Source organism: Pseudomonas sp. P108, from assembly GCF_032613195.1.
GTDB lineage: Bacteria > Pseudomonadota > Gammaproteobacteria > Pseudomonadales > Pseudomonadaceae > Aquipseudomonas.
Genome location: NZ_CP126691.1, coordinates 1521860 through 1534665 on the forward strand (window position 1 = coordinate 1521860; position 12806 = coordinate 1534665).

Genomic DNA, 12806 nt, shown 5'->3' on the forward strand with positions numbered 1-12806 from the left:
GATCAGGACTTGGCTTTGAAGGCTTCCAGCTGGCCGAAACCGGTCGGCGAAGTCTTGCTCTCAGTGGTGGCGCAGGTGCCTTTCGGAACGAGTTTCCAGGCGTTGGCCTGATAGTCCATTTTCGACGTGCCGGCACAGGTGGTGCCTGCGCCTGCGGCGCAATCGTTGTGACCTTTCATGGCCACGCCGAAGCATTTTTCCATGTCGGCGTCTGCGGCATGGACGGTCGATACAGCAGCCATGCTCAGGGCAGAACCGAGGGCCAGAACCAGGGCGGTGGCGGACAGGGTGCGAGTGGTAGCAGTCATGATGTTTCTCCAGTCTTGGTCAGGGTTTTTACAAGCGCGTTTGCGCTTGCTTGTCCCTCTAGAGAAACGAGGTGGCGTTGCGTTACAGCCTGCTCAAAATCTTTTTGGAAAAACGCAAAACCCTGTAGGAGTGAGCCTGCTCGCGATGGCGTCATGTCAGATACTGGCGATGTTGAATGACACGACGCCATCGCGAGCAGGCTCACTCCTACAAGGGATTTTTGGAGAATCTGAAAATCGTGCAGGCACAAAAAAACGGCCCGAAGGCCGTTTTTTTGTTGGGCGAAACACATCAACCGCCGAGGTACGCCTCGCGTACTTTCGGGTCGGTCAGCAGTGCTTCACCGGTGCCTTGCATGACCACGCGGCCGTTCTCCAGAACGTAGGCGCGGTCGGCGATTTTCAGCGCCTGGTTGGCGTTCTGCTCGACCAGGAACACCGTCACACCGTCCTTGCGCAGCTGTTCGATGATGTCGAAGATCTGCTGGATGATGATCGGTGCCAGGCCCAGCGACGGCTCGTCGAGCAGCAGCAGCTTGGGCTTGCTCATCAGCGCACGGCCGATGGCGAGCATTTGCTGTTCGCCGCCGGACATGGTGCCGCCGCGCTGGTTGAAGCGTTCTTTCAGGCGTGGGAAAAGTCCGAGAACCTTGTCCATCTGTTCCTGATAGTCGCCCTTGTCGGTGAAGAAGCCGCCCATCGAGAGGTTTTCTTCAACGGTCAGACGGGCAAACACCCGACGACCTTCCGGCACCACCGCGATGCTTTTGCGCATGATCTGCGACGAGTCCTGGCCGACCAGTTCCTCACCCATGTAACGGATGCTGCCGCTGTGCGCTTGCGGCGAACCGCACAGCGTCATCAGCAGCGTGGACTTGCCGGCCCCGTTGGCGCCGATCAGGGTCACGATCTCGCCCTGACGGACTTCGACGTTGACGCTGTGCAGGGCCTGGATCTTGCCGTAGAAGGTGGAAACGTTTTCGAACTGCAGCATTTACGCTTCCCCCAGGTAGGCTTTGATCACTTCAGGATTGTCGCGGATCTGTTCCGGCGTGCCGTCGGCCAGAGGCGTGCCCTGGTTGATCACGACGATGTGGTCGGAAATGCTCATGACCAGTTTCATGTCGTGTTCGATCAACAGCACGGTGACGTTGTGCTCCTCACGCAGCACGCTGATCAGCGCCTTGAGGTCTTCGGTTTCCTTCGGGTTCAGGCCGGCGGCCGGTTCGTCGAGCATGAGGATCCGCGGACGGGTCATCATGCAGCGGGCGATTTCCAGACGCCGTTGCTGACCGTAGGCCAAGGTGCCGGCGGTACGGTTGGCGAACTCCTTGAGGTTGACCTTTTCCAGCCAGTACTCGGCAAATTCCATGGCCTCGCGCTCGCTTTTGCGGAACGCCGGGGTCTTGAACAGGCCGGCCAGGAAGTTCGTGTTCAAGTGACGGTGCTGGGCGATCAACAGGTTCTCGACCGCCGTCATGTCCTTGAACAACCGTACGTTCTGGAAGGTACGCACCACGCCTTTGAGGGCGATCTTGTGGCCCGGCAGACCTTGAATCGGCTCGCCGTCCAGCAGGATGCTGCCGCCGGTAGGCTGATAGAAACCGGTCAGGCAGTTGAACACGGTGGTCTTGCCGGCGCCGTTCGGCCCGATCAGTGCAACCACCTGTTTTTCCTTGACGGTCAGGGCCACACCGTTGACCGCGAGCAAACCGCCGAAGCGCATGCTCAGGTTTTCGACTTTAAGGATCTCACGGCTCATTTTCGCAACTCCATGTGTGGGCGTTGCATCGGCAGCAGACCTTGTGGACGCCAGATCATCATCAACACCATCAGGGCACCGAACATCAACATGCGGTACTCGCTGAACTCACGCATCATTTCCGGCAACAGGATCATCACCACAGCGGCCAGGATCACACCCAGCTGCGAGCCCATGCCACCCAGCACCACAATGGCGAGGATGATTGCCGACTCGATGAAGGTGAACGATTCCGGCGTCACCAGACCCTGACGCGCAGCGAAGAAGCTACCGGCGAAACCGGCAAACGCAGCACCGAGGGTGAAGGCGGACAGCTTGATGATCGTTGGATTCAGACCCAGTGCGCGGCAAGCGATCTCGTCTTCACGCAGCGCTTCCCACGCACGGCCGATCGGCATGCGCAGCAGGCGGTTGATGACGAACAGCGCCGCCAGCGCCAGCAACAACGCCACCAGGTAAAGGAAAATCACCTTGTTGATCGAGTTGTATTGCAGGCCGAAATACTCGTGGAAGGTTTGCATGCCTTCCGCCGCTTTACGTTCGAAGGTCAGACCGAAGAACGTTGGTTTCTCGATGTTGCTGATGCCGTTCGGACCGCCGGTAATGTCGGTCAGGTTACGCAGGAACAGACGGATGATCTCACCGAAACCAAGGGTCACGATCGCCAGATAGTCACCGCGCAGACGCAATACCGGGAAGCCCAGCAGGAAGCCGAACGTCGCCGCCATCAGACCGGCAATCGGCAGGCAGATCCAGAAGCTCAGGCCGTAGTAGTGCGACAGCAGCGCGTAGCTGTAGGCGCCGACGGCGTAGAAACCGACGTAACCGAGGTCGAGCAGACCGGCCAGACCGACGACGATGTTCAGACCGAGGCCGAGCATCACGTAGATCAGGATCAGCGTCGCGATGTCCACCGCGCCACGGGAGCCGAAGAACGGCCACACCAGCGCCACCAGGATCAGCGCAATGATGAAATAGCGCTGAGTGGTCGGCAGGGTGAGGAAGTTGCTCGCCTTGGCCGGAATCAGCGGCAGGCCCGGCGACGCACGCCAGGCTTTGCTGATCTGCTGGTTGAACAGCACGCGCAGGAACATCAGCACCGAACAGATGGCGATGGTCGCCAGCACGGTCGGGCTGGTGTTGTGCACTTCCAGGTTGATGCCGACGATGGTCAGTTTCAAACCGAGTACCGGGTAGGCCACGGCCCACACCAGCAAGGCACTGAACAGTGCCTGTTTAAGATTCCTAGTCATACTTTCTCAACCTCCGGACGGCCCAGAATGCCGGTCGGACGGAACAACAGCACCAGAACCAACAAGCCGAAAGCCACGACGTCCTTGTACTGGTCGCCGAAGATATCGGCACCAAAGGCTTCCGCCACCCCAAGCACCAACCCGCCGAGCATGGCGCCGGGGATGCTGCCGATGCCGCCAAGTACCGCAGCGGTGAAGGCTTTGAGGCCGACGAGGAAACCGGCGTTCGGGTTGATCACCCCGTATTGCATGCTCAGCAGTACAGCCGCAACGGCTGCCAGCGCGGCACCAATGACGAAGGTCAGGGCGATGATGTTGTTGGTGTTGATGCCGAGCAGGTTGGCCATCTTGATGTCTTCGGCGCAGGCGCGGCAGGCGCGACCCAGGCGAGAGCGGGAGATGAACAGCGTCAGGCCGAGCATGGCGATCAGGGTCACCACGAACACCACGATTTGCATGTAGGAAATCAGCACTTCTTGTGCGCCACCTGGGCCGAAGGCAATGTTGCCCGGAATCAGGTTGGGGATAGCTTTGTCCTTGGAGTCTTGCGCCAGCAGAACCGTGTTCTGCAGGAAGATCGACATACCGATCGCGGAAATCAGCGGGATCAGACGGTTGCTGCCGCGCAGGGGGCGGTAGGCGATCCGTTCGATGCTGTAACCGTAGGAACTGGTGACGACGATGCTGGCGATGAACGCCGCAGTCATCAACAGCGGGACACTGTCGAGTCCCATCATGGTCAACCCGGCGATGGCGATGAACGCCACGTAGGAGCCAATCATGTACACCTCGCCGTGGGCGAAGTTGATCATTCCAATGATGCCGTAAACCATCGTGTAGCCGATGGCGATCAAGGCATACATGCTGCCAACGTTCAGGCCGTTAACCAGCTGTTGGAAGAAGTGATAGATGTCAGGCATTACAGCGCTCCTAAAAACCTGATACGCATTTCACTGGTGGAGTCATTTTCCCGCCCGGCCCCGTGGATCTTTATCCACTTCGAATCCGGGTTTTGCCAGCGAACCGCTGATGACGGTTTTGAGATTTTCAGGTGGGGAGACTGGCGGATCACGCCAGCGCGGCCCAATACATTCGTAAAACAAAGCCCACGGCACGCCGTGGGCTTTATTGGCAGTCAGTCAGGCAGCGCCTTACTGAGGCGATACTTCAGTTTTAGGTTTGCCGTTGTGCCACTCGTAAACCACGAATTTGAAGTCTTTCAGGTCGCCCTTGGCGTCGAAGCTCAGGTCGCCAGTCGGGGTCTTGAAGGTACCGGCGTGAATGGCTTCAGCCACTTTGGTCGCGTCTTCGGATTTGGCTGCCTTGATGCCTTCGGCAATCACTTCAACCGCCGAGTAGGACGGGAACACGAACGGACCGCTCGGATCTTCTTTCTTCGCTTTGAAAGCATCGGCCAGGGCGATGTTGGCTGGATCCTGGTCGAAGGATTTCGGCAGGGTCACCAGCAGGCCTTCGGACGCGTCCTTGGCGATCTGGGTGATCGAGTCGTTGCCCACGCCTTCCGGACCCATGAACTTGGCTTTCAGGCCTTTTTCCTGGGCTTGACGCAGGATCAGACCCAGCTCCGGGTGGTAGCCGCCGTAGTAAACGAAATCGACGTTGGCTTGCTTGAGCTTGGCGATGATCGCCGAGAAGTCTTTGTCGCCGGCGTTGACGCCTTCGAACACGGCAACCTTGGCGCCTTTCTTCTCGAGGGTCGACTTGACGGCGGTGGCGATACCTTCACCGTACTGCTGTTTGTCGTGCAGCACGCCAACCACTTTCGGTTTCACGTAATCGGCAATGTAGTTACCGGCGGCAGGGCCCTGGGCGCTGTCCAGACCGATGGTGCGGAAGATCATTTTGTAACCACGGGCGGTGATGTCCGGGCTGGTGGCAGCCGGGGTGATCATGATCACGCCTTCGTCTTCGTAAATGTCCGAAGCCGGTTGAGTGGAGCTGGAGCACAGGTGACCGACCACGAACTTGACGCCGTCGTTGACGACCTTGTTCGCAACCGCTACCGCTTGTTTTGGATCGCAGGCATCGTCGTATTCAACGGCTTCGAGTTTCTTGCCGTCGACGCCGCCCTTGGCGTTGATTTGCTCAATGGCCATTTTTGCGCCACTGAACTGCATGTCGCCGTACTGGGCTACTGGACCGGTTTTAGGACCGGCGATACCGATTTTGATGGTGTCAGCTGCGAACGAATGGCTGGCAACCCCGGCCAGAACCATAGCGGCAAACAGTTTGGAAATCTGCTTAGTAGCCTTAGTCATAGTGCTCCACTCTTACTGTTGTAATTTTTTTGAGTTCTGGCGCCGTAGCAGCAGAACCGGGTCAGATATCTTTGCGATACCCTCCGGAAATGCCCCCGGCAACTGTACCGGTACAGTGTAGAGCGCCGGTTGTCAGCCTGGGAAGCGGGCGCCGAGGGGCAAAACTTGGGGGTGTCGCATTTTTGAATGAAAAAGACAGAATTGCGGCGGGGCGTTCGTGGGCATATAGCCCAATCAGCAGCATTCCTTGGCGTTCCTGCTCTTTTCGTTCGGTGCAGCCTTTTGCAACCGGGTTTTGCTGGCGGACCACCGACGTTATTATTCGCGTCGATTTCTTTTCCGGACAGCACCCATGAATCAAGAACCTAGCACCCTCTATGCCAAGCTGCTTGGTGAAACCGCATCTATTACCTGGAAAGAGTTGGAGCCGTTCTTCGCCAAGGGTGCCCTATTGTGGGTCGACCCTGACCTGGATTTGATCGCGGCTGCTGAGGCCGTAGCGTCGGACGAAGGCGAGAAAGTCGCTGCCTGGCTGGCCGAAGACAAGGTCGCCAAGCTCTCTGAAACGCGGGCGCTGGATCTTTTCGAGCGCGATCCTTCGTTGTGGGCGGTGGTGGTTTCGCCGTGGATTCTGATCCAGGAAAGGGCAGTCGCTTCTGACGTTGCACCTTGATGGTGCGACCTGTCGTCAGCGAAAAGTGTGTAGCGGAGTAGCGTGATGGCACGTTGCCGTAGAGAAACACCACAAGCGCGGGTGGCCTCACGGTGACGTAAACGTAACGGGAACAGTTTAGTAAGCAGCCTAACGGCTGCTTAATTGTTTCTGGATGTTGGAAAGGCCGAAATCTTCAGTGAATTTGAAGGCCTCTTCGCGAGCAGGCTCGCTCCCACATTTGGAATGTATTCCCCTGTGGGAGCGAGCCCGCTCGCGAATGGGGCGACTCGTTCTCAGATCAGACCGAGAACGACTTGCCGGTATGGTTATTGAGGGAAATAACCTTGGTCTTGCCAATCCGGTGACGGTAGATCTCGCGCAGGTACTTGATCGACTTCTTCACGCAATCACGCGACAGGCGAATGTCATTGATCGAGACAAACTTCTCTTTGTCGTTGATCAGCTCGCGGTACTTCTTCTCGTACATCGGCTTGATCGCGTACCAGTTGGTATCGAGGATCTTCGCCGGGTTCTCGAACTCGTTGAGCAGGTCGTCGATGCGGTCTTCGTCGAACTCTTCGTTAATGATGAAATCGAGGATCGAGTTGTCCAGGGTCTCGTCGAAACGGTACGGATTCTTCGCGAAGCAGCGCTTGATGAATGCGACGATCAGGGTCAGGAAGTCATCCGACAGGCACGGGCTCTTGGCGATCAATGTAGTCAGCGACAGGTTGGCCGAGGCGCCGATCACCAGCGCGTAACGCTTGAGCGTGGTGTTGGGGAACAGGCTGTTGAGGTGGGTCTTCAACCGATTCAGGTCCATGTACGACAGTTTGTAGTCTTTCGGCAGCGAGACGATCGAGACCACCGACGAGCAATTCTTGAAGAAGTGCAGATCGTGCAGGGCGGCGGCGTCGTAGCCGGAATTCTTGTACTGCTCAAGCGAAGCGCGATAACGCTTGGACTCGATCGGCAACAGGCTGATGCCTTCAATCGCCTGCGTCACTTTGTTGAAGTGCGGCAGGTCGATCGAGCGGAAGAACAGGTCGTCGATGTTCAGGCGCTGCGGCTCTTTGTCGAACACCTTGAACTTGTCGCTGCTCGGCGGCGGGGTTTCTGGCACCACCGATTCGGCGTAGGCAATCGCCACCGGGCCGGCCAGGCTCATGAACAAGTCGTTGGCGTCGAGGCGAATGGTTTCGCCAATGTCGATGCCGGCGCGGCGGAAGTAGTTCTGGTCGTAGTCAGTGGTGACTGCCTGCGCCGTCAGAATGTTGAAGATCTGCTGCGAGATGTACTGGTTGGCGTGCTTTTCCATCGCATTGACATCAATGTTCTGGATGTTGCCGTCATCGCTCTCTTCGGCGTAACGCATGATGTCGTTGGAGATCAGCATCATTGCGTTCCATGGGCGGATACGGCCCATGACGCTGGCTTCGCTGCTGTCTTCATTGGCGAAGTTGTAGGAGAAATCCCATTCTTCCGAGAGGTATTTGCACAGCAGGCGACCGGCGTTGATGTGCAGCGCCTCGGACATTTCGCTGCGGTGATCGGAAATGTTCGGCAGCACGCAGATGCCGCTGGTGAAGATCGGTTCGAACACGAACGAATGACCGCTCTTGCCGTCATGCTCGTCCATCGGCTTGGTGTCGAACGTCTTGTTCATGTACGAGTGCTGCTGGGCCAGACCGAATTCCGAAGCCATGCCGGAACCGGTACCGCCGCCGGCACTGAAGATCGAGAAATACAGGCGCGACTGGTTGGCCTTGATGCCGCAGCTGTCGATCAGGTACGAGTGGATCATTTTCCAGTCAGGGCTGGAGAAGCGCTGGGTGTCCTTGTTGAGGATGATCTTCGCCAGGTACTGGCCGAGGATCGGCGCGTTACCGGCGCCACCGGCGTGGACTTCGGACAAGTCCATGATCTTCATTTTGCTGTAGTCGCGCAGGAAGCCGCTTTTCTCGCCCTTGCGCGAGAACCGGATACGCCCGGCGATGTCCTTGTCGAGGTCGCCGAGCATCACCAGCGGTTCGACCAGAAACACCGGTTTGGTCGATTTGTTCGGGCCGATGCGCAAGTTGTTCTTGATCCACTGCGCCGGGCTGTAGCCCTTGTCGGCCAGTCGGCGATCCGCCGCACGGTCTTCGTTGTTGAATTCGTTGAGGTAGAACTTGCGCGCGTTGTACACCAGCTCCGCGACATCAAGGGCGATGTTCGAGCCGCAGCGACCGAGGCCGATCAGGCACACCGAGGGGAATTCCTGATCGTTATGCTGTTCGTTGTCGCCTTCCAGGTGCGGTGGGCGCGGGAACACCAGATCGCGCAGGCCGTCGAGGTTGTCGAGGATGCGGTCGGTATTGGTTTCGGTGAAGTACAGGTATTGCTGAGTCGACAGCGGGCGCGACGGGACCAATGGCTTCGACGATGACGGGCTGTTGGCGGCGGGGCTCAAAGTCAGATCGGATACCGCAGTGGCGGGATTGTTTTTAGAAGTCATTGTGCGCCATATACCTGGACTGGTTGGCTCGCTGGCCTTTGCCTACGAACCTCACGGAATAAGATCTCGCGTCTTTTGTGCGCGAATTGAGCCCGAGCATCAGGGTTTTGGCCTGACTGTCGCTGGGGGGAATCCTTTCCTGATCGTTGATAAATCGGCCATTATTCGGCGATCTTTAATCGAAAAGAGGCAAAATGATGTCAACGCTACCTTCGTTGGGGTTCGCCGGAATCGGTCTGATGGGCCTGCCCATGTGCCAGCGTCTGTTGGCAGCGGGTTACCCGCTGACCGTGTGGAACCGCAACCCGGCCAAGTGCGCGCCACTGGTCGAGGCCGGTGCCCGGCAGGTGGTGAGTCCGGCTGAACTGTGCGAACACGCCGACGTGGTGATGTTGTGTCTGGCCGATACGGCGGTGGTTCGCGAGGTGGTGTTTGGCGCTGGAGGTATCGCCGAAGGCGCGAAAAACGGCCAGTTGCTGGTGGATTTTTCCAGCCTTGAACCGACGGCTACTCGCGAAATGGCGGCGCAACTGCTGGAGAAAACCGGCATGGCCTGGCTGGACTCACCGGTGTCCGGCGGCGTGGTCGGCGCCGAGGCGGGCAGTCTGGCGATCATGGTCGGTGGTGAGGCGGCGGATCTTGAACGCGTGCGCCCAGTGCTGCTCAACCTAGGTCAGCGCGTCACGCACATGGGCGGCATCGGCGCGGGGCAAGTGACCAAGGCCTGCAACCAGATGATCGTTGCCTGCAATGCGCTGGTGATCGCCGAGGTGGTGGCGCTGGCCGAGCAGTCCGGCGTCGATGCGAGCCTGATCGCCGAAGCGTTGGCCGGTGGATTTGCTGATTCGAAACCGTTGCAGATACTCGCACCGCAAATGGCCGAAAGCCGCTTCGAGCCAATAAAGTGGCACGTACGCACCTTGCTCAAGGATCTCGATACGGCAGTGAAGTTTTCCCGCGAACAAGGCTCGGCCACGCCGATCAGCGGATTGGCCGCACAATTGATGCGCCTGCATGGGGCGCAGGGCTTTTTGGCGCAGGATCCAGCGACACTGGTGCAAATGTACCGCGCGCCAGAATCAACGGATTGAGCGCGTGTGAATGTTTGCGCTGATTGATTTCTTCCAGCACCGGGCGCAGCTCGTCCAGCGGTACCGGGCGGCTGAGCAGGTAACCCTGAATGAAGTCGCAGCCCGAGCGTTCAAGAAATTCGTATTGCTCCAGGCTTTCCACGCCTTCGGTGACCACCTGCAAATGCAGGGTGTGCGCCATGACGATGATCGCCTGGACAATCTCCATGTCGGCGGTTGCCGTGGGAATGTCGAGGATGAACGAGCGGTCGATCTTCAAGGTGTTGAGCGGCAGGCGCTTGAGGTAAGCCAGCGACGAGTAGCCAGTGCCGAAGTCGTCGATCGACAGCGACACACCGAGCGCGCGGATCTGCCGCAGCAGCACCAGGGTGTTGGCGATGTTGCCCATCAGCGCATTTTCGGTGACTTCCAGTTCGAGCCGTTCCGGCGCCACCCCGGCGCTGCGCAATGCCTGTTCGATTTCGTTGGCCAGTTCTTCCCGAGTGAGGTTGAGTGGCGAGCAGTTCCAGGCGATTTTCAGCTCTTCGCAGCCATGCCGTGACAGTTCACCCAGATCCTTGCAGGCGCGGCGCAGCACCCAGTTGTCCAGTTCGGCGATCAGGCCGTTGTTTTCGGCGATGGTGATAAAACGATCCGGGGTCAGCAAGCCGTGCAGAGGATGTTGCCAGCGGATCAGCGCTTCCAGTTTGGTGACACGGCCGGTTTTCAGTTCGAAGATCGGTTGGTAATAGAGCGTCAGACCGTTTTCTTCGCGCAGGGCATGGCGCAGTTCTTCTTCCAGTTGCAGCTCGAAACTGGCGCGGGTCTTGAGGTTGGAACTGAAAAAGTGCAGGCCATTACGTCCCGCGCCTTTGGATTGATACAACGCCAGATCGGCGTGCTTGAGCAGTTCTTCGCAGGTGCTGCCGTCTTCCGGAAACAGACTGATGCCGATGCTGGTGGTCATCACCATGCGGCGCCCGGCCAGTTCGATCGGCTCCTTCATTTTGAGCATGATGCGCTGGGCCATATTGCGGGCTTCTTCGCGGTCATGCAGGTTGATGAGGATGCAGAACTCGTCGCCGCCGAAACGCGCGACCACGTCTTCATGGCTGCGCACCGAGCCTTTGATGTGCTGGGCGATTACCTTGAGCAGTTCGTCACCGGCGTCGTGACCGAGGCTGTCGTTGATCCGCTTGAAGTGGTCGATGTCGAGGAACATCACCGCGAGCATGCCGCCCTCGGTGGCTTTCTGGCAGAGTTTCTCGGCGAAGATCTGGTTGAACCCGCGGCGGTTGATCAGGTTGGTCAGGGCGTCGTAGTTGGCCGCTTGTTGCAGCGACATGCGCGCCTGATCGAGCTGGCTAAGCAGGGCGTTGACCCGGCGCAGATCCTCTTCTTTGTTCTGCAGTTTCTTGTCGGCCAGCGCTGCACTGATCGCACTGCCAAGGATCAGCAGGATGATCAGCGCCACGGTCAGGCCCAGTTGCAGATGCCCGTTATCGCCGCCGCTCGCTGTCAGGCCTCCCTCGGGAAGAACCAGATCCAGCGCAGCCATGCCGGTGAAATGCATGCTGATGATGCCGGCGCCGAGAATCAGCGCAGCGCTGTACTTGAGCAACTGATGCGCCACGCCGCCGCCTTCGCTCAGATAGCGGGCCACCCACCGCGCGGCGAAACTGGCGCCGATGGCGATCGCCACAGACAGCGCGAACAGTCCTGGCTGATAGTAGGCGGTGGCGCTCGACTTCATCGCCGCCATGCCAACGTAATGCATGCCGGCGATGCCCAGGCCGATGACAAACGCGGTTTTCAAGCAATGCAATGCACTCGGCTGCGCTTCGCTCAGGGTTTGCATGGCCAGCCAAGAGGCGAGCAGGGCAATCAGCAACGAGAAAAGGGTGATGCCAAGGTCGTACTGAATGTCGATCGGTGTCTGGAAAGCCAGCATGCCGATGAAATGCATGGCCCAGATGCCGCCGGCCAGGCAGGTCGCGCCGATCCAGCGCCAGATCCGCCGCGACCCCGGATCTTCGGCATTTACAACGCGCTCAGCCATATCCAGAGTGGCGAAACTGGCTGCGCAGGCGACCAGATACGCAACCATCACCAGGAGAGGGTTGTGACTGCAATCGAGGATGACCTGCCCGCTCTCCGGCAGCTCGGTAACAAACTGCAAACCAAGCCACTCCATAGCATGCCCCATCTCTGAAGTCGTCCTGACTGCGCGGTGAACGCAGGCGAATGACTGGAGTATAGAGGCGGTTTTAGCCGTGCAAGGGGTAGTGGCACATTGGCGCTAATGATTTCGGCATTAGCGTCATAGCGATTGGCGCTAAAGGCTCAAGCGATCTGTTCGAAAGGAATTTGCGCCCAGTCCGGTTGCAGCGGCGGCAAGCCAAAACGCGCGCGGGCCTTATCGCAGTCGACATTCTGTTCGCCGTTTTCCCAGGACGATTCGAATTCACGGCAAGGGCTGGAGCGCAATTCGTAAATCGAGCACTTCACCTCGCTGCCGACTTCGCCGACCAACGCCGTGCAGCGCGGCGATTTGCAGTCGGTGCCGTTCATCGCCACCCGACTGGGGCTGATTTGCGTGACCAGTTCATCGGGCACCGTGCCGCCGGAGGAAGCGCACTCACCCCAGAAAAAAGACACGCGAAAATGGGAACAGCAGGCACCGCAATTCAGACACGGACTGACTTCGGACATGGGCGGGGGTATCAAAGGGATTGATCGGGAGATCCGGACGGATCCGGCGGCCATTCTAGGCTTTGCCGCAGACTTGGGAAGGGGGGCGCGAAACTATTTTTTTGTGGCAAGGTTTTGCCGCAAAAGCCCCGGTTTCAGGGGGATTTCTGACTTATCAAGGGCTTACGTTTCGTTACAGTGCCATGGCCCGATATCAGGCAGACGAATGATCACAGACAGCCCCGTCATGCCTGACTAGATTGCAGGTTCCGGGCTCGGATGCGTTGGCAG

General features: G+C 58.6%; 11 protein-coding genes. 2 read left to right on the forward strand and 9 right to left on the reverse strand.

All coding sequences use genetic code 11. The annotated features are described in order from the left end of the window. Positions 1-2: 2 nt before the first annotated feature. The 6 genes from QOM10_RS06655 to QOM10_RS06680 all read right to left on the reverse strand — a co-directional run bounded on the left by QOM10_RS06655 (position 3) and on the right by QOM10_RS06680 (position 5602). Positions 3-308 carry a DUF2282 domain-containing protein gene (locus QOM10_RS06655; protein WP_127926114.1) on the reverse strand — a complete coding sequence of 102 codons (306 nt, stop codon included), beginning with the start codon at positions 306-308 and terminating at the stop codon, positions 3-5. A 292-nt stretch (positions 309-600) separates the two neighbouring features. Further along, a complete protein-coding gene (locus QOM10_RS06660) occupies positions 601-1302 on the reverse strand; it encodes an ABC transporter ATP-binding protein (RefSeq protein WP_003222380.1) in 702 nt (233 codons plus the stop codon). Beyond that, positions 1303-2070: a high-affinity branched-chain amino acid ABC transporter ATP-binding protein LivG gene (livG, locus tag QOM10_RS06665; protein ID WP_077571419.1), complete on the reverse strand. Its 768-nt coding sequence runs from the start codon at positions 2068-2070 to the stop codon at positions 1303-1305. It abuts the gene before it with no gap. Continuing rightward, positions 2067-3323, reverse strand: a complete 1257-nt coding sequence (locus QOM10_RS06670) for a high-affinity branched-chain amino acid ABC transporter permease LivM (RefSeq protein ID WP_038358181.1) — start codon at positions 3321-3323, stop codon at positions 2067-2069. The genes livG and QOM10_RS06670 overlap by 4 nt, the downstream gene beginning before the upstream one ends. Continuing rightward, the gene (gene livH, locus QOM10_RS06675) at positions 3320-4243 is read right to left on the reverse strand and encodes a high-affinity branched-chain amino acid ABC transporter permease LivH (RefSeq protein WP_007918526.1); all 924 of its coding nucleotides are present in this window, start codon (positions 4241-4243) and stop codon (positions 3320-3322) included. Before livH ends, QOM10_RS06670 begins: the two co-directional genes overlap by 4 nt. A 231-nt stretch (positions 4244-4474) precedes the next feature. Further along, positions 4475-5602: a branched-chain amino acid ABC transporter substrate-binding protein gene (locus QOM10_RS06680; RefSeq protein WP_316917770.1), complete on the reverse strand. Its 1128-nt coding sequence runs from the start codon at positions 5600-5602 to the stop codon at positions 4475-4477. Between the two features lie 352 nt (positions 5603-5954). Here QOM10_RS06680 and QOM10_RS06685 point away from each other — a divergent pair, with 352 nt between their 5' ends. Then, positions 5955-6275: a DUF2288 domain-containing protein gene (locus QOM10_RS06685; RefSeq protein WP_160038587.1), complete on the forward strand. Its 321-nt coding sequence runs from the start codon at positions 5955-5957 to the stop codon at positions 6273-6275. 280 nt (positions 6276-6555) lie between these two features. On the opposite strand, the gene QOM10_RS06690 is transcribed toward QOM10_RS06685, so the two are convergent. After that, the gene (locus QOM10_RS06690) at positions 6556-8754 is read right to left on the reverse strand and encodes a hypothetical protein (protein ID WP_007918508.1); all 2199 of its coding nucleotides are present in this window, start codon (positions 8752-8754) and stop codon (positions 6556-6558) included. A 194-nt stretch (positions 8755-8948) separates the two neighbouring features. Between QOM10_RS06690 and QOM10_RS06695 the strand changes: the two genes are divergently transcribed. Further along, positions 8949-9845 (forward strand): NAD(P)-dependent oxidoreductase, encoded by an 897-nt coding sequence (locus tag QOM10_RS06695; protein ID WP_316917771.1) that lies wholly within the window; start codon positions 8949-8951, stop codon positions 9843-9845. Here the strand turns inward: QOM10_RS06695 and QOM10_RS06700 are convergent. Then, positions 9736-12018, reverse strand: coding sequence for a bifunctional diguanylate cyclase/phosphodiesterase (locus QOM10_RS06700; RefSeq protein ID WP_316917772.1), 2283 nt, complete (start codon positions 12016-12018; stop codon positions 9736-9738). The two genes, QOM10_RS06695 and QOM10_RS06700, sit on opposite strands and share 110 nt — an antisense overlap. Positions 12019-12167: 149 nt before the next feature. Continuing rightward, complete coding sequence (locus QOM10_RS06705; protein WP_034155003.1) at positions 12168-12536, reverse strand: YkgJ family cysteine cluster protein; 369 nt, start codon at positions 12534-12536, stop codon at positions 12168-12170. Positions 12537-12806: the final 270 nt, after the last annotated feature.

Excerpts from the sequence above, each read along its gene's own strand:
- QOM10_RS06655 (WP_127926114.1), bottom strand. The coding sequence starts at position 308 with ATGACTGCTACCACTCGCACCCTGTCCGCCACCGCCCTGGTTCTGGCC.
- QOM10_RS06660 (WP_003222380.1), bottom strand. The coding sequence starts at position 1,302 with ATGCTGCAGTTCGAAAACGTTTCCACCTTCTACGGCAAGATCCAGGCC.
- livG (WP_077571419.1), bottom strand. The coding sequence starts at position 2,070 with ATGAGCCGTGAGATCCTTAAAGTCGAAAACCTGAGCATGCGCTTCGGC.
- QOM10_RS06670 (WP_038358181.1), bottom strand. The coding sequence starts at position 3,323 with ATGACTAGGAATCTTAAACAGGCACTGTTCAGTGCCTTGCTGGTGTGG.
- livH (WP_007918526.1), bottom strand. The coding sequence starts at position 4,243 with ATGCCTGACATCTATCACTTCTTCCAACAGCTGGTTAACGGCCTGAAC.
- QOM10_RS06680 (WP_316917770.1), bottom strand. The coding sequence starts at position 5,602 with ATGACTAAGGCTACTAAGCAGATTTCCAAACTGTTTGCCGCTATGGTT.
- QOM10_RS06685 (WP_160038587.1), top strand. The coding sequence starts at position 5,955 with ATGAATCAAGAACCTAGCACCCTCTATGCCAAGCTGCTTGGTGAAACC.
- QOM10_RS06690 (WP_007918508.1), bottom strand. The coding sequence starts at position 8,754 with ATGACTTCTAAAAACAATCCCGCCACTGCGGTATCCGATCTGACTTTG.
- QOM10_RS06695 (WP_316917771.1), top strand. The coding sequence starts at position 8,949 with ATGATGTCAACGCTACCTTCGTTGGGGTTCGCCGGAATCGGTCTGATG.
- QOM10_RS06700 (WP_316917772.1), bottom strand. The coding sequence starts at position 12,018 with ATGGAGTGGCTTGGTTTGCAGTTTGTTACCGAGCTGCCGGAGAGCGGG.
- QOM10_RS06705 (WP_034155003.1), bottom strand. The coding sequence starts at position 12,536 with ATGTCCGAAGTCAGTCCGTGTCTGAATTGCGGTGCCTGCTGTTCCCAT.